We start from the raw sequence: 21,285 nt of genomic DNA, 5'->3' as shown, positions 1-21,285 counted from the left end.
TCGTCACACAGGGCGCCTGCCGGGCATGTCCATGTTGAGATGCGGGGCATGATGCGAGAGCCGTATCCGAGCGACTTGGCGGACGAGCAGTGGGCGTTGATCGAGCCGATGATCACGGCCTGGAAGCAGGCGAGGGTGGCGCGGTCAGCGACCGGAGATCCCGGGTCCTGCGATCTGCGGGAGGTCGTGAACGCGATCTTCTATCAGAACCGGACGGGCTGTCAGTGGCGCTACCTGCCCCATGACCTGCCGGCCTGGTCGGCGGTGTTCTACTACTTCACGCTGTGGCGTCAGGACGGCCTCGACCAGCGGATCCAGGAACTCCTGCGCTGCCAGGTGCGGGAGAGAGCCCGGCGATTAGAGGACCCGTCCCTGGTGATCATCGACACCCAGTCCGTCCGCGCGGCCGCGGGTGTCCCGAAGACCACGACGGGACTGGATGCCAACAAGAAGGTGTCTGGCCTGCTGCGTAAACGGGTCCTGCTCGCCACATGATCGTGCTGTCAGTGGGGGCTGATGCGAGGATCGCCGCACAACCCGTCAAGGAGATCATCGTGGGTACCTGGGACACCGGCCCTTTCGACAACGACGCGGCCGCGGACTTAGCTATCGCGCTCGACAATGCGAAGCCCGAAGAACGCGAATTCCTGATCCGGGGTGTCCTCGCCCGAACGGTCAACGCGACTGGCTACCTCACGGAAGCAGAAGAGGCGGTTGCCGCCGCCGCGTTGATCGCGGCACAGTGTCCAGGCGGCGAACCGATTGACACAGCTTACGGCCCTGAGAAGGCCATGCCAGCCTTTCCCGTCGATCTTCGGACGCTCGCGGCTGAAGCCCTCACCCGCATCCTCGATGACGAGTCTGGACTGGCCGCGAACTGGGTCGACCCTGCTGATGCGCGCCGATGGCTCACAACAATCAGCCACCTCTGCCGAGTACTTGCCCCGCCGCCAGCATCCACTGACGTCCCGCTCTTCGACCTCGACTCGTAACGCTACGTCACTGTTCACGGAACTTGTGCCAGACCCCAACTCAAACCGTCACGGCCAACCAGTGTCCTGTGACATCGAACCTTGAGCACGTGTCATCGAAGGTTGATCGAGGGCAGCAACCGGGGCCACTGGGGAGGGTTCTGATGCCCTGGCCATTAGGGCGCGCGCCGGGCTACTCCAATCGTCGCTGCCACTCTCCGGCTTCCGGAACCCATCTGACGATGACGGCCCGCCCACGCCGATCAGGGGCGGCGAGGGTCTCCAGGTCAGTCTCGGCGAGCTTGGCCAGCGCCTCATCCGTAGGGCGGCCGCGCATCTCTAGCCAGGTGTTGGCTGTGTTGTCACCTACGACGTAGAGGGCCGCTTCGGTAGCCCTCTCGGTCAGCTCCTCGCTCTCGCGCCCCACGGCGCGGCCAAAGAGCTGCCGCACCCACTTGTAAACATCACCGCCCGCCTGCGTCGCGACGGCCTGGACGAGGGGAATGACGGCTGCGGTCCCTACGATCGCCGCCGCATCACCCAGGTCGATGGCCACTGGGTCCGGGGAGCGGGTGGAGGTCGCTTCCCGCGCTTCCCGCGCCTCCCGTTCCCGCGCTTCCCGGTCCTTCTCCGCTTGTTGCGCGGTACGCACTGCACGGCGAGCACGGTCTCTCAGCTTGGCAGCCCCGTCCGCATCCTGGGGCAGTGCGGACAGAAGCTCTTGAAGCTTGTGCCAGCTCGTAGCCCCCAGCTCGATGGCCAGGCAGTGCCATTGAGCAGAGGCCTGGGGGTCGTCGTGGTCCATGCCGGCCAGGTCAAGGGCCGCTGCCGGGACGCTCTTCTCTACCGCCAGAGTGACGAGGAGTTCGCGCGCGTCCTCCCCTCTGCCCGTCCAGGACCGCATCTCGCGAGCCAGCCTAAGGAGATGACCCTCTCTCCGCAGCAGGGCTTCGGCCGGTGGCTGGTAACGGGCGTCGGTACGGGCGAGCGACACCGTCAGGTCAATGAACTGCCCGATGGCGCGACGGTTGCCTGCCTTGGCCAGCGGCGCCAGAGCCTTCAGTGCCTTGCTAGGGCGTCCTTTCGAGATGTGCGCCCTGGCGAGTAAGAACGCTGCACCCTCGTCCCCCCTTTCCGCCAGGCGGCGCAGATCCCCCAGTGTGCGTGGCACTGCCATGCGTACCCCCTTGGGTCGACTGACGTGGTCACGGCGACTCTAGTCAGCGAGGGCGTTGGGGGCACGACTCCATGAAGTCCGCGACAAGGTCGCCGCACACCACAACCACAACCGTGTTGTGTCGCTCAGCCTTCGGCGGCACATGCTCAAGGTTCAGTGGATATGGACGAGCCAACCTCGGCTTCCTCCGCAAACGCGTGCTCCTCACTCCCTGACCCGACTGCGTCACAAGATCAGCGACAGAGCCGAATTACGTGATCGTTCACACCAGTAACTCAGCTGGCTTCCCACGCGCTCTTGAAGTGAGCAAAGATCTCGGCATGTACGTCGTCCCCAGCGTCTCGCTGCACGACGCCGGCACTGGCCGAAATCATCTGGAAAAGTTCCCGGAACGGAAAGCCGGGTAGCCGGGCGTTGAAATCTGGTGCCAACGCCTCCAGCACCTCATAGCCCGCGTTGGTGATGCCGCCCATCCCGATCGCGTAGAGCCTGAGCCGCCGAGCCTGTTGTTGATCAGCCAGCATGGGGACGAGCTCTCTCCAATTGTTCGACGGATGTCCCTGCGAGTCGGTCGGCATTCCATCGGTCACCAGCAAGACGCTGGGCCTGTAGTACGGAACACCCGTCTCCCGGTGCTCAGCCTTGCGGGCCGCGACGAGGCGAACGCTGAGCTTGAGCGCCTCAGTCATCGGTGTTACGCCAGCCGCCGAGAGATGGGGTGGCTCGAAGAGATCAGCACGTATGAACGGGCTGGCCGACGTCCGTGGCGGCAGAGGTCGTGGACCCCGCCAAACGGTCACACCCTGCCCGCCGAAGGTCACAACAGCGACCTCAACTGTGGAGCTAAGGAAGGAATCACTGTGCAGTTCCTCGGTCCACTCGCGCAACGCAGTGTTGAGCGCCTGGATCGGCCCACCTGCCATGGAACTGGAGGTGTCCAGACACAGAACCAGCGGTTGACGCTCACGGGTATCCGTGTCGACCACGACATCGGCGCAGTGGCTGAGAGGCTCAGGCCGATCGGCAGCTCGGGCCTGATCGTAACCTTCCGGGTGGTCCAACCGCGTTGCTGCTGGCCGGAAGGCTGGCGATGCGTCGGAAAACGCCAAGAGCAGTCGTCGCGTCCTGCCGCCATCTGCGGTTCGGGCAATTGTCCGCAAGGAGGGTGCGGCGTCGGAGAAGGCGACCAGCAGTCGGCGCCAGAACCCGCTGACGGCAGCCATATCGCTCACTCCTCTCCCTCTCCATCAACGCCTGGTGGGGCGGGATCTAGAGTGGCTAGCGCGTATTGTCCGATCTTGGCCATCGCCGCTGGTGCGACAGCACCGAGTCCGAGCGCGAGTAATGGTGTGGCGATGATCCCTGATGGGGCCGCGGCGAGCGTGATACCGACACCTATCGCGCAGTGCAACGCGCTGGCGAGAAGGAAGAATCCGCCGCCCGGGCCGTCGGGATACCGCCAGGCGGGGCCCTTGGCGCGCCGATTGGCTTCCATGAATATCAGCGCACGGTTCACGGCGGCGCCCACCGCTCCCCATACAGCGTACTGCCACATGAGGCGAACATAAGGGCATCACACCGTCACGCACCACGCTTTGCGCCGATCCGACTCCCCTGCTAGTGCATCGATGAGGTCCTCACAAATACGCCCCCTGCTTGCCCGCGCCCGGCAACCCGCCGCCATCCTCCTTGGCAACGATGAACGGCACAAGCCGGGCGCAGGACATGCGGGATCATGCTGCGCGGCCACGGCCTCACCGCCTGCGAACCCGGGTGGCCGTTGAGGCTGCGCTTCTGCCGGATGCGGTGGGGTCGGCTGGCGCGTGGTTGCGCTGCAGTCTGTGTCTGGCGAGGGGGCGGTGCTGCGTCTGCGGGGGTGGGCGCGCCCGAGCCAGGGCGGTGTCGGGGCTCTTGGACTGTGGCCGTTGTTCCCGTGTTTTCGGGATTTTTGTCCCTCGCTGGCGGGATCACAGTACGTTGAGGATGCCTCTACTGTTCGTAGTCGAGGTGGGGGACGGGCTGTATGGCCGAGATGGTGCAGGACCGGGCCGGCAGTGAGGTTCATGGGCCGGTTCGGGTGAAGGCGCGGGTTCCGGCGGCGTGGCTTGCCTGGGTGTTGTGGGTGGTCACGGCTGGGTGTGCGGGCCTGACGATGGTTTTGGTGGCGGGTTCCCGGTCTGCGCCACGGCCGGACTGGCATCCGTGGGCTCTTGCGTTGGTCGAGCCGGTGTCGTTCGTCGCTTTCGCTGTGCCGGGGCTGGTGGTGGCAACACGGCGTCCGGGTAACCCCGTTGGCTGGCTGCTGCTGTCATGTGGGCTGGGGATGGCCGCGGACAACCTGGTCCATGCCTACGGGGCCTACGCCCTGGTGCACCACGTGCCCGGCGGTGTCCTCGCGATGTGGGCGGCGCGCTGGCTGTTTGTGTGTGTCACGTTCCCGTTCTTCTTTCTGCTTCTGCTCTTCCCCGACGGGCGCCTGCCCTCGGCCCGCTGGAGGTTCTGCGGGTGGTACATGGCAGCGGCCTCCGCGCTGACGCTGACGCTGGCCGCACTCCTGCCGGGTCCGATCCCCGATGGCTACTTCCCCTCGGCCGAGAATCCGCTCGGTGTCCCGGCGTTGTCCCTCGCGCGTCCGTTCCTTGGTCTCGTGACGCTGCTGTGCATCGCGGTTCCGGGCGTGCTGGCGGTGATGTCGCTGGGGTTCCGTTTCCGTTCCGGTGACGCCCTGATGCGCCGTCAACTGGAGTGGGTGGCGCTGGCGGTGCTGGCTGTTGCGGCGCTGTTCGGAGCGAGCGCGTTCCAGCACGGCGAAGTTGGTTCCGTGCTGGTCGATCTGGGAACGGTGGTCTTCAGCACCGGGGTCATGATCGCCATCGTCCGGGATCGGCTGCTCGACATCGACCGGGTTCTGAGCCGGTCGCTGCTGTACACGCTGCTGACACTGATCATGACGGGGCTTTACGCCGCAGCGGTGAGCGTCTTCGGTCTCGTCCTGCGGAGTTTTGCCTCGGGGGCGGCCCCGCTGCTGGCGACGGCTGTCGTCGCCGTTGCGCTGCAACCGCTGCGTGCCGCGCTCCAGCGGCTGGTCAGCAGAGTGTTGTACGGCCTGCGCGACGATCCGTACGCTGTCATGGCCGGCCTGGGACGCTGCCTTGAGGCGACGGCGGAGGCAGACCGTGTGCTGCCGGAAGCGGCGCACACAACCGCCAGGGCGCTGAAACTGCCGTATGTGGCGATCGAGTTGACCCAGGAAACGGGGGAGGGTCTTGAAGTCGCCCGCTACGGCATTCCGGCGTCGGTGCCGGTGTGCCTGCCGCTGGTCCACCGGGGGAGGCGACTGGGTGCTCTGCTCGTGGAACCCCGCCCGAGTGAGGAGTGCCTGTCGCCCGCCGATCTCCGTCTTCTGCACGAACTCGCCCGGCACGTGGCTACCGCGGCGTCCGCGGTGCGGGCCACCGAGCAGGAACGCAGCCGGCTCCGACGGGATCTGCACGACGGGATCGGCCCCAAGCTCGTGGGCATCGGCTTCAGCGTCCGGGCCGCGCGCGCGAGCCTGCACCGCGCCCCGGACCGGACGGACCGCGCGCTGGCCCAGGCCCTGGACGGCATCGCCGCGACACAGTCGGCGCTGCGGCAGGTCGTCGCGGGACTGCGACCCACCGATGTGGTCGTGCTCGGACTGATCGGCGCGCTCCGCAACAGCGCGCAGCAGTTAGGCCTTCGCCTCCTCGTGGAGGCGGCCGCGCTGCCTGCGCTGCCCGCCGACGTCGAAACCGTGGCCTTCCGCATCGGTGAGGGCGCGCTGGCAAACACTGCACGGCATGCACAAGTCGACCGCTGCCGGCTCGGCGTGACCGTACGGGACACCAGGCTGGTCCTGACCGTCGAGGACAACGGACGAGGGCGCAACGATGCCCCCGAGGGCGCCGGGATCACCGGTATGCGCGAGCTGTGCGCCCAGATCGGCGCCACCCTCGACATCACCACCCCCCGCGGCGGAGGCACCCGTGTGGAGGCCTGCCTGCCGCTGGCAGGCCGCTCGGCAGAGGCAGGACGTGCCGGACCGAATGCCGGAAATCGGAGCTGACATGAACCCCATCCGCGTACTCATCGCCGAGGACGAGCCCGTCGCACGCCAGGGGATGCGCGTCTGGCTCGAAGAGAGCGGCATCGAGGTCGTCGCCGAAGCCGGCACTGGAGTGCAGGCCGTGGAACTGGCGCGGGCGCATCACGTCGACGTCGTGGTCATGGATCTCAACATGCCGGAGCAGGACGGCATCACGGCCACCCGCGAGATCCGCCGGACCCGGCCGCACTCCAGGATCCTGGCTTTCACCTCGTTCTCCGACATCCGGCACCTGCGCGCAGCCGTGCGGGCCGGAGTGCACGGGTTCGTCCTCAAGGACCGGGAGAGCGACGACCTCGTCCGGGCGGTGCGGGCCCTGGCCGACGGCGAAGCCCACTTCGGCCCCGGTACCGCGGACCATGTGGTCGCTTTGCTTCAGGAGATCCCGGAACAGCCCTGTCCGCCCGACCTGCAAGACCTCAGTGCCACACAGCTGAGAATCCTCTCCCTCATGGTCGACGGCTACGACGACCCGGCCGTCGCCCGTCTGCTCTTCCTCCAGCTGAAGACGGTTCGCTCCCGTGTCTCGGAGATGAAGGAGACGACCGGTCTGCGCACCCGGGCGGAACTGATCGCGCTCGCCCGGCGTGCGGGGATGGGCAGTCCGTTCCCGTCCACGTCCGCATGGGACGCCCAATCCCCATCATGAGAGAGCGAGTTCCCGCGACCAGGGGTGTCGCGCGCCTCCGTTCAGGGACAGCTCACGCCCCAGATTGATGAGCGGACGGTCCGCACCGAGCGGCCGTCGTTCGGACATCTCATGGGGGATCGCCATGGCAGTATCGCTCTCGCTCGTGCTCGGCGTACCGGCACGGACTCTGATCACAGAAGCCGCCGGCCGGGCTGCCCGGCGTTACGCCCGCCAGCGGGAATGGACGCCGTCCACCCAGCGGCGCTTCGAGCTCGCCGCCCGCACCGTGGCCGGTGTCGTGACGAACGCGGTGCTCGTGGCTCTCGACGCGGCCGGTGCCGGTGAGTCGCTGCTGTGGCTGATCTCCCAGCTGTGAAGCCGGGAACGGCGGGACGCACCTCGTCGCGGTTCCATCAGCCTGCCGTCTGCCTGGTATCGGGCAAGGGCGTAACGCGGCCCGATGAGTGGCGTGCATCGTGAAGTGTGCAGGTCGCGGGTCTGGTGTGAGGTGCGGGCGGGATACTCACGCTGGTCGTCGGCGGGTGTCCACGGTGAAGATCGTCTGGCTTGTCGGCCGGAGGCGTTGTCGGGTTCTGCTGCGCCGATCGCCGCGCCGCTCTTACGATCCGTCACCGGGCCGGTAGGCCGGGAAGGCGCGGGGAGGGCGTGGGGATGCAGGAGCTGGAGCGGATCACGGCTCGCCGGAGTGAACTGGACGTGCTCGCTGAGGAGTTGGCCAAGTAGCTGCAGGAGGTCCAGGCCGAGTGGGAAGAGCTGGTGATCGCCGAGCGGGTCCTGAACCGGCTGGCCGAGCAGGACCGGGCCGCGGTGGAGGCGGCCGCGGCCGTCGTCCCGGCTCCCGCCCGGGTGGCGGGGCGGGCGGTCCTGCTGATCCCGCACCGCAGCGAGAATCCCGACGAGGCTGCCCTGCCCGCTGACTACCGCCAGATTCTGGCGATCGTGCGGGCCGCCGACGGCCCGGTCCAGGTCAGGACGGTGGGCGAGGAGCTGGGCCTTGAGGTGGCGGTGCGCGGGAAGCTGGAGCCGCTGCGGGCGAAGATGACCAAGCTCGCCGATCGGGGCTGGCTGCACAAACGTCCCGACGGGCGGTTCACCGCACGCCGGTAGCCACGCTGGGACGGGGGACGGTCGGGGCGTAATCGGCGGGCCCCCGGCGGCAGTTGAGTTTGGTGTGAAGAAAAACAACGGGTCCGCCGAGGGCCCTGACAGCCTTGTCTACACCGCTTGCCTGCCGCTGTCGAGCGCCACCCTGAACTACCTCGCCGGCCTGATACGCGGCCACCTGAAGAAGATCGGCTCACGCTGGCGGGCGCTGCCCCCGGGAAAGATCGCCGGCCTGGTGCTGGCGGTACTGCGCTGTGACCAGCGGCCCGGCGATCTGGCCGGCGGGAATGGGGTGCACCGCACCACCGTCACCCGCTGGGTGCGGGAGGTCGTGGGCCTGCTGGCCGCCCGCGCCCCGCGCCTGGACCGCGAGCATCCCGAACCCCACGCACACCAGACCCGTGACCTGCAACTTCACGATGCACAGTGCTCAGTGAAGGTAGTTGAGCGTGCTGTCCCGGGTCAGGTCGAACAGCTCCGGCCGTTGGACGGCGATCGCGGCGACGATGTCGTCCAGACGAGGTGCGCGGCATGCTGGGGGAAGCGCCGCCAGGAGCAGATCGTTCTGCGGGCCCGTACTTGCGTGAGCTGCTACCGGATCGCGCAGGCCGCACCCGGGGGAGCGGGGCGGGCGGTGCGCGCCGTGCTGGCTGTCGCGGCGGATCCGGGAGCAGTTCGCTCAGGAGCGGCGGGCGGCTGGTGATCCTTATGATGGGGCTCCGTCCGGAGCCTCATTCATCTGACCGGCGGGTAGGCCGGAAGCCGAGCACACCGAGGTGAACGACACCGCGCCGACCGAATCGGTCGTCGACCTCCGCTTCCCGGTGTCTTCGACAACCGGCCCCGGTGCCCGGTCGCGAAACAGTAGGGTGCGGGCAGCGGTCGACGCATCGGCCCAAGCCCGCTGCCCGGGCCCATGACCGGGGAGCACCACGGCAAAGGTGCCCGCGGCCTCTCAGCTGAGGGTCCGGTCTGTGCAGCATCAGCGCGAGGTGCACCACAACTTCTTGCGGCTGTACGGCCGCTGAGCCTTCCGCATGCTGCTCTTCGTCGCGCGCATCGGATCATGGGGTCGAGCGCGGAAACTGCGAGAGCCGTATGACCAAGAGCCACGGCCGCAAGAGCTGGGCGAGAAAGAAGAGCCGGACCCGAGGCGCTGCGTATGCCGCGGCCAACGCCGGCACCCTCCACCAGCACGACAGCGGCCCCTCGACCGAGGACCTCCAGCCGGCCGACCCCAGCCGCTGGGGCGTCGACGCCGCGTCGGACATGCGGACCGCATCCGCGCTGATCGGTGCGCGCATCGAGCAATGCGCACCGCGTGATCGGTCACCCGGGTAGCGGCCGGAGGGAGCTGATGAACCGCATCGCGGGTGCTCCGGAGCGCACCGCCCGAAGCCGGGGCGCCGACCTCCTGGGCCTTGACCACCTCGCCACGTATGGCGTGGCCACGAACATGACGCCGAAGGAGACCACCATGAGCCAGAACCTGGAGCAGCACGCGGAGAGCGCGGCGCGATCCCTGGTCGACCTGGTCAACGCCCTGCACCGCCAGGGGATCCAGTACCCGGGGGAGGCCTACCACATCTACAGCTGCGTCACCCGCGCCGCCGCGGAGATGAGGAACGCCCCTCGACCTCGTCGGGAACTCCGTGCAGGACCTGCACGCCAAGGGGTGCCTGACGCCCGACCTGAGGGGCGATTCCCTCGAGGACGTGATCCGACGGTGCACCGAGTCCTCCCATGCGGCGCAGGATCTCGCGAGTGGACTCGCAGACAAGATGGGCAAGGCCTACTCCGCTGTCGGCCACCTCGCGTACGAGGAGGCGCCCGGAGAGCAGGAGCCTGCAGCGGGCAGCTGAGCCCGACGGTCGCGGCGAGGTGTGCCACGTCTGCGGACGCAGCGAGCGAGGGCCGGCCCGGTGCCCCGGCCCTCGTCTCGTCGTGCGGCTGCGACCTGCTGAGCGGTGAACACTCCGACTGTCAACTCATACCGAAGGCCTTCACGACTGAGTGAACATGTCGAAGAAAGTGTATGATTCGAATCCATTAAATAAGTGGACTCCGCTACAATAGAGGGAGAGTTGAGCACGCTTGGAGGATGAGTGAGTCACGGTCAGGAGCAGCTGCCCGAGACTGCGATGAACGCAACCGAAGCCCGCAAAGAGCTCTACGCCCTGGTGAAAGCCGCCGAGGACGACGGGGTCACGACCCTGATCCACAAGCGAGACGATCGCGCCCTGCTGGCACCGCTGGACCGGTTCCCGGCAGCACGGCAGGCCGACGCCTTCCCCTCCCACGTACTCAGTGCGGCGCAGAAGGACTTCGGTGATCTGATCTCGCGGGCCGCGCACGGCGAACCGCAGGTGCTGCGTCGGAGCCGTACACCGGTCGCGGTGCTGCTGCCCGTCGACACCAACTCTGCTTCCCACTCGTACGATCCGGCCGCAGGAGGTGCGGTGAACAGCCAAGGCACTCAGGGTCGCGGCAGCGCGCCACGCAGGCTCGCCACGCTGGGCGACACCATCGGTTCCGTGCTCGCGTCCGGCCCCGCCAGCGGCCCCACGTTCGGGCTGCCCGGCCTGGACGCGGCGACGGGCGGTCTGCAGCCGGGGCTGCTGACGCTCGTCGCGGCGCCCCCGGCCGGCGGCGGAAGTCTGCTGGGGCTGGCTGCCGCCAGGAAGACGGCGCTCGTCGACGGCCGGAAGGTTCTGTACGCGGCGTCGGGACCGAACCGGGCCGACATCTTCCGCCGGATCCTCGCCGCCGAGACCGGCGGCGACTACCCGCGCCTGAAGCAGGGCCGCCTCACCGAGCACGAGCAGCAGGTCGCCCAGCGGCTCCGCCAGCAGGCCGCCGTGCTCCTCATCGACGATGGCAGCGACCTGACGGCCGAAGCCATCGCGGAGACCGCCCCACACGTCGAGGACCTGGCCCTCGTGGTCGTCGACCGGCTCCAGGCCGCCCACAACGCCCGCCTGCCGCTGTCCGGGGACCGGCTCCCGGACGCCTCCCAGGCCCTCGCCACCCTCGCGCGCACCCTGCATGTGCCGGTCCTCGCCGTCGTGGACAGCGCCGATCCCACGCTCTTGAGTCTTCTGGACGCCGACGTCACGCTGACGCTCGCCCCGACCGACGACCCTGCCAGGGTCCAGGTCACCGTCGCGGAGCGGGACTTCGGCGCGATCGGCTCGGCGTACCTGGGCCCCGATCTGCTGCACGCCCGCTTCCTGGACGCCGGAGCAGCACCCGTGGCCGGCACGGCCGGTGGCGGGGCCGCGTCGGGCATCGGCACCGCTGTTGAGCGGGAGTTGGCCGAAGCCGCGCTTCCCTACACCTCCGGCGCCAAGCAGGGGCTGCCAGCGTCTGTCACGCATGTGCTGGCCGCACTGCGCACCGCGCTGGCCGGCGGCGACCGGAAGGTCCTCGCCGAACTCCGGCCGTCCCTGGCGCAGGTGGCCGCGGCCCCGCCGCCGGTGCCGGAGACCGCTGAAGGGCGCAGCCTCGCCGCCGCGCTGAACGCCTACAACACCGCCGTGTCCGCCAGCACCCCCCGGCAGCCTGCCACTGTCCAGTCCGCCGCGGACAGCGCGCACATCCCGGACGACGAAGGTGATGACGACCGAGAGCAGGAGCTTCAGCCAGGGGATGAGGAGGACGAGCCGGACAGTGCGCCCTTCCCCGCGCTGAAGCTCCTCAAGGACGCGGTCGGCCGCTCGAAGATGCACCCGATCAAGGTCATCCGTATCGAGGACCGGGAGAGCGGTCCGTGGCCGCTGATCAGTGAGCACATGGACGGCGAACCGCGCTGGGTCCACCCTGACGTCACCAGCTCCCGGGTGCCCTACATCCGGAACAACGGCAAGCGGGTCCGCCGGGACAAGCTCGATGTCCCCGCCTCCTTCGGGGCGGGCGTGTTGTGCCTGATCGACCGCAACGGCAGTTACCCGTCCGCGTGTTCGGCCGTTCCCCTGGCTCCGAACAAGCTGCTGCACACCGGGCCGCTTGCCGCGTTCGACAAAGCCAGTGCCGGGATCTACCTCATCGACATCCCGGTGTGGACCCGCACCGACATGCCGCACCCGCTGGGCCGGATCATCGACCGGCCCGACGCCCAGGGCCGCGTGTGGGTCACCACCCCGCACATCAAGCAGTTGGAGAGGCTTGTCCGCGACGGCCACCTCGCCGCGATGCCGACCATCCACGACTCCTGGACCGGCAAGGCCAACGAGTCACTGTTCAAGCCCTTCTACGCCGCTGCCCGCCAGGCCCGCCTGGAGCTCGTCCAGGCCGGTGGTGAGCCGTACAAGGCGTACAAGACCCGGTTGTCCATCGCGCTGCGTCTGCTGTGGCCCAAGCGTGAGGAGCAGAAGTCCCCGTTCTGGCGGCCGGACTGGCGCATGAGCATGGTCGCCGAAGCCTCCGTCCGTCACTGGACCACGGCCTTCAAGGCGGTTCAGGAAGGCCACACGCTCATCGCCCTGCGCAACGTCGACGCCGCCGTCTTCTGGACGGCACCCGACACGCCCCCGGACACGTACCGGATCGGGACCGGCTTCGGCGAGGTCAAGGCCAAGTTCGTCCAGCCGGGTGAGTTCATCCCCGAGGGTGATTCCTGATGGCAGGTCCCACAGGTCACGGCCGCTCCCTGGGCGCCGCCCTCAACGACCTCCTGCGCTCCCAAGTCACCCCCCGCCACCGACTGACCTCCTACACCGCCAAACACTGGCACGCCCAGCTCAGCCAGCTCACCGCAACCCACCGCGGCCACCAGGCCCTGGAGGACGCAGGCCTCCACGTGACCACTAAGACCCTGATCAACTGGCTGTCCGACCCCGAGTACAACATCCGCCGCAGCTACCGCGACCTCATCCACACCGCCTACGAGAACACCGCCGTCGTCCCCGCCGACCCGATCCCCGACCACGTCAAGAGGGGCCAGTTCGAGATCAGCGGCCTCGTCAAAACGGGCGACGACGAACGCGAGCGCGGCAACCGACGAGCCGCCCCGCTGCGCATCGACGGCAGCCGGGGCAACTGGGACGAGATCGAGGAACTCTGGCTGGCCGGCGAGTTCACCGACGACGAGTTCGAGGACCACTTCGTCGACGACATCATCGTTGCGGACATCGGCGAAGGCACCGACGGATGGGAGTTCCCCGGCACCTCGTACTCCGTCGAACTCAGGTAATACCGCCACCAGCCTGGCGGCCGCCCCATCGTCTCCCACCACCCGAACATGCTCATCCGGAAGATGGCCGCCACCCAACCACCTCGCCCAGCGCCGGCCACCCGTCACCGCGGACGTCGTCGTCCACACCGGTTCTGAGATGAACCCGGTGGAAAGATCCGCCGTTGATTAGACACTCCCGCTCGGTGGAGGGGGAGGCGGGCGGCCAGATCGACGCGTTCGTCGCCGGTCAGCTGGCGTCCGAGTGCCGCGAGGACCAGGCGGACGGCTTCGCCGGCTCTTTCCCGGGTGGGGTAGGCGCCTTCGTAGCGGACCTTCTCCAGCATCTGCTCGTACGTCATCACGGGCGCGTGCTGCAGGGGTGAACGCCGGTCGGACATCACTACGGTGGTTGCCTCTCTGTCGTCTCTCGTCTGTCGTCAGTCGTCGTGCCGGTGTGCGGGCGCCGGCGGTGTGGGTTGTCAGGCGGGCTGGGGGTGGCCGAAGAGGAGGTCGTAGCCCGGGGGAGCTGCAGCAGGATCTGCCCCAGCAGGTCGTCGCCGGCCGCGTCGGCGGCGGTGCTGAGGACAGCGCTGACGTCCCAGGCCGCGGTCTGCTCAGTGGCGCCTTCGATCCAGGCGGCCGTCGCCCGCACGAACCGCTCCGGCGGCAGGGGCTCGGCGCTTTGCAGCGGATTGAGGAGGACCAGAGCGAAGTCGTCGGGCAGGCGCGCCGCCAACTGGGCGCGCACCGCGCCGACCAGGTGTGCGCCCAGCAGGGCGAGCACCACACGGGCCGCGCGCTCGGCTTCCTGCAGGTTGTTGTACTCGCCGCGTTCCTTCACGCGCTCCAGGAACGCTTCGCGTCGCAGGGTCACGTCGGCCGCCACCCTTCATCAGTTCGGTGGGCGCGGAGGACGGGGTGAGGGGGAGATCAAGTGCCCGTCCTCCGCCGCATTTCGGCCCGCATCATCCGGCTCAGCCGGAGATCTCCCTGCGGTCGGATCCGACGCCGATGGCGATCTTGCGGGGCTTGGCGCGTTCGGCGATCGGGATGCGCAGGGTGAGCACCCCGGCGTCGTAGTCGGCCTTGATGTTCTCGGTGTCCAGCGTGTCGGCCAGCACGATCTGGCGGGAGAAGACGCCCAGTGGCCGCTCGGAGAGTTCCATCTGCACGTTGTCGGACTTCGCCACGGGCCGGCGCTCGGCCTTGACGGTGAGCATGTTGCGTTCGACGTCGATGTCGATCGCCTCCGGGCTGACGCCGGGGAGGTCGAAGGCGACCACGTACTCGTCGCCCTCGCGGTAGGCGTCCATCGCCATCGCGGACGGCTTCGACCAGGTGCCCGGGCCGATCAGCTGCTGGGCCAGCCGGTCGAGCTCACGGAAGGGGTCGGTGCGCATCAACATCGTGAAACACCTCCAGAAGGTTCGGGCAGTTGCTGCCAATGCGCCTCACTGAAACCGTTGTAACATGTCATCCAATGGATGACAAACACGGTGTCGTCAAGAGGATGACAACCGAGGGAGGCCGCCCGTGACAGCAGCTGACCAGCCGGTCTCTTCCAGTGCCGACGCCCACAGCCCGGCTTCCTTCCTCGCCGCCGCGTCGGCCCTGCAGGCCATAGACGACGCCCTGCGCGCCGCCCAGCGCGAGGATCCCGGCATTCACGATGCGCCCGGACCTGGTCCGGAGCAGGCCATGGCCTCCCTCCTGCTGCTGCGACAGGTGCGCGAGCAACTCGCCGGCTGGGAAACCGGCCTGATCGAAACCGCCCGCGACGCGGGAGCCAGCTGGGCCGACCTCGCCGACCCTCTCGGCGTCGCCAGCCGCCAGGCCGCCGAACGCCGCTACCTGCGAGGCCGCCCCGGCCCCGCCGGAACCACCGGCGAACAACGCGTCCAGGCCGTCCGCGAACGCCGCGCCGCCGAACGCACGGCCGCCGCCTGGGCCCGCCGCAACGCCGCCGGCCTGCGCCGCCTCGCCGGCCAGATCACCGCCCTCACCGACCTGCCCACGGCCGCCCGCACCCCGCTCAGCGAACTGAATACGGCCCTCGCCCATGACGACCCGGCCGCCCTCGTCCACCCCTTGAACGCCACCCGCCCCCACCTGGCAACCGCCCACCCCGACCTCGCCGCCCGGGTCGAGGCCCTGACGGACTCCGCCATGACCACGCACGCCGCCCCCGGCTGACCGGTACAACGGCTCCATGTACGACGTCGAACCTCACGCGGCATGCCGGCCTTCAGGAGCAACCTCTGCCAGCCGCGGTTGATCGTTGGGGCGCTGTCACCGCGGCAGGCGGACGCGGGTGGTCTTGCCCGGCCCGGGGCCAGGAGTGATGGTCACCTCGCTGGCCGGGCGGCGGGCCATGGGCCACCCGAACCCGCCGGCGCCCCCGTTGAGGTCGGGGGCACGTTCCCGCGGGAGTGCGGGCTTGAGGTCGCTGACGGCGATGTGTATCGCGCCGGCGGTGGCCTCAAGCTCGAGGGTGTAGCGGCCTCCGTCGTGGCGCAGGGCGTTGGTGGCGAGTTCGGAGACCGCGAGAGCCAGGGTTTCCGTCGCTTCGGGGGCCTGAGCCGGATCCAGACCTTCGGCGAAGGCGCGGGCCACGTTACGGGCCCGAGCGATGCCGGCGGGGCTGTCGCCCTCGGCCACGGTCGGGGCCGCGGAGGCCTTCGTGTGCGGCGGCACCATGTCGGTCATGGATCGGTTGCGCATCCCGGCTCAGGGTGTGCCCGCCAAGCCGGGATGCAACCCGGGACAGCACTCTTTCGGGTGCAATTGCGTCAGGAGTCCACCCATCAGTCCTGAAGAAAACCTGTCGTGGCCGCAGTAGACATTGGTTCGTGGAGGGGTTACTGTCGTGTCGTACCCAGGAGTCGAAGTCGGCGCGGCAGACACGAACTGCCGTGCCAGCAGGTCAAGCAGGACGCGGCCCGCAGGGGCCGCGAGCAGTACCCGCGGTATCCAGCAGTACAACCCGTGTAACCGAAGGTAAGGAGCACAGGCGCCATCAGGATCGCCCGGGCGAGAAGCCAGTCCGCCCGGGTACGCAGGCCCCGGATTGGAAGGTGGTCCCCGGTCACGCATTCGCGATCCCCGCAGCCCCGCCCTCCAAGGCGGCGGTACGGACACAAAAGGCCGGCGCAGCGCGCCGGTAGATGGTGTTGAAAGCTCGGGGCCCGGGCGCCGGTCGGCGCCCGGGCCCCCCGACGCGTCCGCCGAAAGAAGAGGTCTATGCCCCCTACTGATTCCCGTCCCGCCGACAATCTCGACGATGACGACTACCCCGCCTACACCATGGGCCGGGCCGCCGAAATGCTCGCCACCACCCCCGCCTTCCTGCGCGCCCTGGGCGAACACCGCTTGATCACCCCCCTGCGCTCCGAAGGCGGCCACCGCCGCTACTCCCGCTACCAGCTGCGCATCGCCACCCGCGCCCGCGAACTCGTCGACCAGGGCACCCCCATCGAGGCCGCCCGCCGCATCATCATCCTGGAAGACCAGCTCGAAGAAGCCCAGCGCATCAACGAGCAACTGCGCACCCAAGGCCGCGAGCCGCAGCCGAAGACCTCAGCCTGAGGCTGCCGACAACACTGCTCAGTTCACCGCGCCCGCATCGGTTCGGTACGCCAGGTGGCGAACCAGCGCCTCGCAGGCGCCGATGTGCCGGCCGATCCGGCTTTCCGACGCGGGCTGCGATCGGGCCATGGGGGAAGCCCGAAGGAGCCCCGCGTGGTGTCTTACCTGCCCGATGGCCACGGCCGAGCCTCATCCGGCCACCGGGCGGGGGGCAAGCCACGCCGCCAGGCGATGCGCGCCACTGACCAGCGACGCCTACGCAGCTGCAGCCCGGCGAGCCCGCCGCGCACTCGAAGGCCTGCCTGTGGCCGCAGAGCGTTGCACCGGGGCGGTTCACGCCAAAGGGCGATTACCTCCTCGATGCTGCGGTGATCGACAGCGTCCTCGGCTGCGTGAGCGATGTCGTCGATGAACATCGTCAAGCCTTCCTGTGGCCTCAACTGGCCTTCGTTGCGACCGACTCGGGTCGTACGGAACGCTCGGCGAGAGCGATCGCCATGCGTGTCGGAATCCGGCTCGTGACACGCGCAAGCAAGGCGTTCGCGGCGCCGTCCACGACATCCGGACGAGTTGATAGGGCGTTAAGTCCGTTTCTGATATTGGCCGCGTCCGGGTGTTCGAGGAGTCCTTGACGGGCGAGTCGTCCCAGCCGGGAGCGGGTGACGTTGATCGAGGGCTCGTCGGTGGGCAGGCCGAGGTGTTCGTGCAGATCGCGGACGCGGAACACCTTCCCGGGGTGCTCGTTGAAGGCGGTCACGATGCGCTGGTAGACGGTGGTGCTCTGCGCGGGGGCCGGTTTGTGGTCGGGCGGGGCGAGGCCGTCGATGACTTTGCGGGTGGCGGCCAGTTCGGCCAGGCGGGCCTCGGTCTCGGCGAGGGCGGTGGTGAGTTGCTCATCTGCCCGCGCAGGTTGTCGACGCGGGCGGCGGTCTCGTCGTGCTCGGCCTGCAGGTGGCGCAGGAGTTCGCTGACGTTCACGCGGCCAGCTCCAGGTCGTTGCGCCAGGCGGGCGTGGGAGTGGTGAGGCGGCGGAGCATGCCGGCGGTGGAGGCCCAGTAGTACTCCTCAGGCATCGCGGCCTGCTGGTGGACGTGGACGGTGGCTGCCTGCTGTGCCGGAGTGAGGGCAGCGCCCCGGTCCGGGTGGTCGACGGAGTGCGGCGCGGCCGCCGCCTGGTCGTGATGGTGGTGGCCGGTGCGCGCGGCGGCCGATGCGGTCGTGGCCGGGGCGGTCGTGGCCGGGGCGCCGTCAAGCGCGATGGGGTGCGATGCGGGCGTCGCGGATCGCGCTTGGCGACCCGTGCCCGCTCGTACCGGCTCGACTCCCAGGGCCGTTTGCCGTTGGCTCCGGCGATCCACCACTGGTGCGGCCAGGCAAAGTCAACGGTGTAGGTGATCTGGCCGGGGTCCGGCGGCCGGGCTGGATGTAGTCGTCCAAGCCGCGTGTGAACTCCTGGCCGCGCAGGGTCTCCAGCAGGTGCCGGCGGGCTTCGGCCAGGACGTAGGCGGCGGGCGAAGGTGCCGCGGACGATGGAGACGGGCCGTGGACCATCTGCTTGCCGAACTTGAGGAGCGCGGACGCCCGCCACCGTGCGAGCGGCTGCTTCAGAGGACGTCACCGGTCAGAGTGAACAAGCTGAGACAGCGCGCTGCCGACTCGGGCCTCGGGCACCCTGCCGGAACGGCCGCCGTCAGGTGACGAGCCGGAGGACGTCGGCCAAGCCGCGGTCACCGGTGCGGTCTTCGGCGGGCAGGATGTAGGTTCGCAGGCCGCAGGCGCTCGCGCCGCCGTCGCGGACCGGGTTGTCGCCGACCATGAGGGTGGCGCGGGGGTCCGCGCCGAGGTCGGCGCAGGCTTTGAGGAACAGCTGCGGGTCGGGCTTCTCGCGGCCCTGTTCGTAGGAGATGACGCAGCTGTCGACCAGGGCGTCGATACCGTAGTGGGCGAGGTGGGTCCGCAGGTCCCAGGCGAAGTCGCTGACGATGGCGATGCGCAGTCCGCGGTCCCGCAGGGCGCGCAGGACCTGCTCGGTGTCCGGATAGGGCGCCCAGGCGTCCGCCGTGGTGAGCTCGCGGTAGGCCGCCTCCTCCGCGCCGCGCAGGAAGTCCACCTGCTCCCACCAGCCGTGCATGGCGCGGCGGTGGCGTTGCGGGGAGAGGTCCCGGCCTTCCTGGAGGGCGACGACGGAGGGCAGCCGGAAGGCGCTGCGCAGCTGCCGGGAGATCTCGGCCATGGCGCCGGGCTCCTCCAGCACGGGCAGGCGGCCGGAAGCGGCGCCGACGCGGCGCAGCCATGTCTCCAGGCCGATCATCCGGTACAGGGTGTTGCTGAAGTCGAACAGCACGGCCTCGACCCGCGGCACGGGAGCGGCCATCTGCGTGTCGGTGGGGCTGTAGGAGCTCGGCGTTTCGAACAGGGTCTGGATCACGGGGCGGGCTCTTCGGGCTCGATCGTCTCGACGGGGACCCCCAGGTCGCGGATGGCCGCGAGTTCCGCTTCCGGGGTGCCGGTGTCGGTGATGACGGCGCGGTAGTCGGCGACGGTGCCGTAGGCGTATGTGGCGGTCTTGCCGAACTTCGTGTGGTCCGCCAGAAGCAGCGCCTGCTCGGCGGAGGCGAGCATGGCCAGCTTCACCTCGACGTAGTCGTTCAGGGGGTGGAAGAGGCGCCCGTCCAGGACGGCGGTGGCGGACATCAGGGCCAGGTCGGCATGGAGCTGGGACAGGGCGCGGGTGACGGCGGGGCCGGTGCAGGAGTTGAAGTCGCCGCGGTAGCGGCCGCCCAGCAGGGTCACGTTCACTCCGGGCGCGGATCCGAGGCGCTGGGCCAGCCCCACCGAGTTGGTGACGACGGTGAGTTGGTCCAGCCGGGCCAGCGCCGGCACCAGGGGGAAGAGTGTGGTCGAGTCGTCCATGAGCACCGTGCTGCCCGGCCGGATGCGGTCCGCGACGGCCGTACACAGCGCGTTCTTGGCCGCGAGGGCGCTGTTCTCGCGGAAGCGGGTCGCGGTCTCCATGGTGAGGGCGGGAAAGGCGACGGCCCGTCCGCGTTCTTTGCGGAGCAGGTGCCGACCCGCGAGGTCGTCCAGGTCGCGGTGCATGGTCATCAGGCTCACGTCGAAGCGCCGGGCGAGGTCGTCGATGCGGGTCTCGCCGTGGTCGGCGACGTAGCGAAGAACGGCCTCCCGCCGCTCTTCGACGGCGGCCTGCGACGGTCTCGTACGAGCGGGCACAGCGGCCTCTCCTTCCCCCTTGGGGTCCTGGCGGTCCGACGCGGCGGGGCGGACCGCTCGGTGCGTGGCGCTGACGTCCAGGAGCGCGGTCGGTTGCTCCGGTCTCGCAGTCTCGCACACGGGCAGAGGGAGGCGAGGTCTCCTCCGGCGCCCGGACCTCGGGCCGTCCGTGCGCCGGCGAGGCAGGTACCGACGCCCATGCCTACTGGCCGTCCATGGTGACCAGCACTTTGACCTGCTCCAGGTCGAGGGAGGCGGAGAAGGCCTTGGCGACGTCCTCCAGCGGAAACGTGGCGGTGACGATCTCGGCGGTGTCCACGGCGCCCGAGGCGATGTGGGAGATGGCGGTGCGGTAGTCCTCGGCGGTGTACATCAACGTGCCCTCGATACGGATCTCCCGGTCCTGGACGAGGTCCAGACGGATCGGTGTGGGGCCGGCGGCGCCCACGCCCACCACGACGATGTGACCGCCCTTGGTGACGAGATCGGTGGCCTGGGCCATGGACTGCCCGCGGGCCACGCAGTCGAAGACGACGTCGACCGGACCGCCGAGCGCCGCGTGGATCTGCGCGGCCAGATCGGGGGCGCCGGCGGGCAGGGCCGCGTCGGCGCCCAGGCGCAGCGCCCTGTCCCGCTTGCCGCGCAGCAGGTCGGTGACGGCGATCCGGTCGGCGCCCGCATGCCGGGCGGCGATGAGGGTGAGCAGCCCGATGGGACCGGCGCCGAGGATGGCCACGGAGTGGCCGGTGAGGTCGCCCGCCTTGGCCACGGCGTGCACGGGGGTGGCCAGCGGTTCGACGAGGACGGCCTGGACGTCGGTCATGGCCTCGGGCACACGGTGGACGCGGTCGGCCGGGATGGTGAACAGATCGGCCAGGGCACCGGGTGTCTGACAGCCGAAGACTTTCAGCTCCTGGCAGATGTTGTAGCGGCCCGAGCGGCACTGGGCGCACCGGCCGCAGTGCAGGTTCGGTTCGACGATCACCCGGTCGCCGGGGGTGAATCCGTCGGCTCCCCTGCCCGCGGCGACCACGACGCCGACCGTCTCGTGGCCGGGGTGGTACGGCAGGTCGATGAACGGATGGTGTCCGGCCGCGGCATGGGTGTCGGAGCCGCACACGCCGACGACCGTCGGGCGCACCAGGAGTTCGTCGTCCTGGGGACGGGGGGCGGGCACCCGCTCGATGACGATGTCGTCGAAGGAGCGGACGAGCACACGGCGGATCTGCTGGGGCATGGAGTCGGGGTTCCGTTCGTCTCGGATGT

At 69.3% G+C, this 21,285-nt stretch carries 20 protein-coding genes and 4 pseudogenes; 13 read left to right on the top strand and 11 right to left on the bottom strand.

Translation table 11 applies throughout. From position 1 onward, the window contains the following. Positions 1-48 precede the first annotated feature (48 nt). Positions 49-483 (top strand): annotated as a pseudogene (locus F7R91_RS25215) (transposase); the annotation flags it as partial. A gap of 71 nt (positions 484-554) precedes the next feature. Continuing rightward, on the top strand, positions 555-992 hold the full coding sequence (locus F7R91_RS25210) for a DUF4259 domain-containing protein (protein ID WP_150951596.1): 438 nt from the start codon (positions 555-557) through the stop codon (positions 990-992). 172 nt (positions 993-1,164) lie between these two features. Here F7R91_RS25210 and F7R91_RS25205 read toward each other — a convergent pair whose 3' ends face one another. Together F7R91_RS25205 and F7R91_RS25200 are read right to left on the bottom strand one after the other, a co-directional pair. After that, positions 1,165-2,148, bottom strand: coding sequence for a hypothetical protein (locus F7R91_RS25205; RefSeq protein WP_150951451.1), 984 nt, complete (start codon positions 2,146-2,148; stop codon positions 1,165-1,167). 275 nt (positions 2,149-2,423) lie between these two features. After that, positions 2,424-3,371 carry a vWA domain-containing protein gene (locus F7R91_RS25200; RefSeq protein ID WP_150951449.1) on the bottom strand — a complete coding sequence of 316 codons (948 nt, stop codon included), beginning with the start codon at positions 3,369-3,371 and terminating at the stop codon, positions 2,424-2,426. A gap of 800 nt (positions 3,372-4,171) precedes the next feature. On the opposite strand from F7R91_RS25200, the gene F7R91_RS25195 reads away from it, so the two are divergent. From F7R91_RS25195 to F7R91_RS25150, 9 genes and pseudogenes are all read left to right on the top strand, one after another. Continuing rightward, on the top strand, positions 4,172-6,235 hold the full coding sequence (locus tag F7R91_RS25195; protein WP_150951447.1) for a sensor histidine kinase: 2,064 nt from the start codon (positions 4,172-4,174) through the stop codon (positions 6,233-6,235). A gap of 1 nt (position 6,236) precedes the next feature. After that, positions 6,237-6,923, top strand: a complete 687-nt coding sequence (locus F7R91_RS25190) for a response regulator transcription factor (RefSeq protein WP_191971623.1) — start codon at positions 6,237-6,239, stop codon at positions 6,921-6,923. 124 nt (positions 6,924-7,047) lie between these two features. Continuing rightward, entirely contained in the window at positions 7,048-7,281 is a 234-nt protein-coding gene (locus tag F7R91_RS25185) for a hypothetical protein (protein WP_150951443.1), read from the top strand. A 401-nt stretch (positions 7,282-7,682) separates the two neighbouring features. Beyond that, the gene (locus F7R91_RS25175; RefSeq protein WP_225320770.1) at positions 7,683-8,033 is read left to right on the top strand and encodes a hypothetical protein; all 351 of its coding nucleotides are present in this window, start codon (positions 7,683-7,685) and stop codon (positions 8,031-8,033) included. A 64-nt stretch (positions 8,034-8,097) separates the two neighbouring features. Next, a pseudogene (locus F7R91_RS44070) lies at positions 8,098-8,400 on the top strand (IS5/IS1182 family transposase); the annotation flags it as partial. Between the two features lie 728 nt (positions 8,401-9,128). Beyond that, complete coding sequence (locus F7R91_RS25165; protein ID WP_191971622.1) at positions 9,129-9,371, top strand: hypothetical protein; 243 nt, start codon at positions 9,129-9,131, stop codon at positions 9,369-9,371. A 374-nt stretch (positions 9,372-9,745) separates the two neighbouring features. After that, positions 9,746-9,892, top strand: coding sequence for a hypothetical protein (locus F7R91_RS25160; protein ID WP_225320768.1), 147 nt, complete (start codon positions 9,746-9,748; stop codon positions 9,890-9,892). Positions 9,893-10,171: 279 nt separating this feature from the next. After that, positions 10,172-12,649 carry a DnaB-like helicase C-terminal domain-containing protein gene (locus F7R91_RS25155; RefSeq protein ID WP_150951437.1) on the top strand — a complete coding sequence of 826 codons (2,478 nt, stop codon included), beginning with the start codon at positions 10,172-10,174 and terminating at the stop codon, positions 12,647-12,649. Next, entirely contained in the window at positions 12,649-13,221 is a 573-nt protein-coding gene (locus F7R91_RS25150; protein WP_150951436.1) for a hypothetical protein, read from the top strand. Before F7R91_RS25155 ends, F7R91_RS25150 begins: the two co-directional genes overlap by 1 nt. A gap of 173 nt (positions 13,222-13,394) precedes the next feature. Here F7R91_RS25150 and F7R91_RS25145 read toward each other — a convergent pair. From F7R91_RS25145 to F7R91_RS25135, 3 genes and pseudogenes are all read right to left on the bottom strand, one after another. Further along, a pseudogene (locus F7R91_RS25145) lies at positions 13,395-13,601 on the bottom strand (DUF2267 domain-containing protein); the annotation flags it as partial. An 81-nt stretch (positions 13,602-13,682) separates the two neighbouring features. Beyond that, positions 13,683-14,077: pseudogene (locus F7R91_RS25140) on the bottom strand (DUF2267 domain-containing protein). A gap of 100 nt (positions 14,078-14,177) precedes the next feature. Continuing rightward, positions 14,178-14,609 carry an Hsp20/alpha crystallin family protein gene (locus tag F7R91_RS25135; protein WP_150951434.1) on the bottom strand — a complete coding sequence of 144 codons (432 nt, stop codon included), beginning with the start codon at positions 14,607-14,609 and terminating at the stop codon, positions 14,178-14,180. A gap of 127 nt (positions 14,610-14,736) precedes the next feature. Here F7R91_RS25135 and F7R91_RS25130 point away from each other — a divergent pair, with 127 nt between their 5' ends. Further along, positions 14,737-15,396: a type III effector protein gene (locus tag F7R91_RS25130; protein ID WP_150951432.1), complete on the top strand. Its 660-nt coding sequence runs from the start codon at positions 14,737-14,739 to the stop codon at positions 15,394-15,396. Between the two features lie 96 nt (positions 15,397-15,492). Here the strand turns inward: F7R91_RS25130 and F7R91_RS25125 are convergent, their stop codons facing one another. Next, positions 15,493-15,924, bottom strand: coding sequence for an ATP-binding protein (locus F7R91_RS25125; RefSeq protein ID WP_225320767.1), 432 nt, complete (start codon positions 15,922-15,924; stop codon positions 15,493-15,495). 519 nt (positions 15,925-16,443) lie between these two features. Between F7R91_RS25125 and F7R91_RS25120 the strand changes: the two genes are divergently transcribed. Further along, complete coding sequence (locus tag F7R91_RS25120) at positions 16,444-16,788, top strand: MerR family transcriptional regulator (protein WP_150951429.1); 345 nt, start codon at positions 16,444-16,446, stop codon at positions 16,786-16,788. A gap of 436 nt (positions 16,789-17,224) precedes the next feature. Here the strand turns inward: F7R91_RS25120 and F7R91_RS42915 are convergent, their stop codons facing one another. The 5 genes from F7R91_RS42915 to F7R91_RS25095 all read right to left on the bottom strand — a co-directional run bounded on the left by F7R91_RS42915 (position 17,225) and on the right by F7R91_RS25095 (position 21,256). Beyond that, positions 17,225-17,545, bottom strand: coding sequence for a hypothetical protein (locus F7R91_RS42915; protein WP_225320766.1), 321 nt, complete (start codon positions 17,543-17,545; stop codon positions 17,225-17,227). A 217-nt stretch (positions 17,546-17,762) separates the two neighbouring features. Then, positions 17,763-18,149: a hypothetical protein gene (locus F7R91_RS25110; protein WP_150951427.1), complete on the bottom strand. Its 387-nt coding sequence runs from the start codon at positions 18,147-18,149 to the stop codon at positions 17,763-17,765. 329 nt (positions 18,150-18,478) lie between these two features. After that, on the bottom strand, positions 18,479-19,216 hold the full coding sequence (locus tag F7R91_RS25105) for an HAD family hydrolase (protein WP_150951424.1): 738 nt from the start codon (positions 19,214-19,216) through the stop codon (positions 18,479-18,481). Continuing rightward, positions 19,213-20,019: a DeoR/GlpR family DNA-binding transcription regulator gene (locus F7R91_RS25100; protein ID WP_225320765.1), complete on the bottom strand. Its 807-nt coding sequence runs from the start codon at positions 20,017-20,019 to the stop codon at positions 19,213-19,215. Before F7R91_RS25100 ends, F7R91_RS25105 begins: the two co-directional genes overlap by 4 nt. Positions 20,020-20,221: 202 nt before the next feature. After that, on the bottom strand, positions 20,222-21,256 hold the full coding sequence (locus F7R91_RS25095; RefSeq protein ID WP_150951423.1) for a zinc-dependent alcohol dehydrogenase: 1,035 nt from the start codon (positions 21,254-21,256) through the stop codon (positions 20,222-20,224). Positions 21,257-21,285 lie beyond the last annotated feature (29 nt).

The sequence above is a fragment of the Streptomyces luteolifulvus genome (assembly GCF_008806595.1).
Taxonomy (GTDB): domain Bacteria; phylum Actinomycetota; class Actinomycetes; order Streptomycetales; family Streptomycetaceae; genus Streptomyces; species Streptomyces luteolifulvus.
This window is presented reverse-complemented; position numbering and strand designations above follow the sequence as displayed.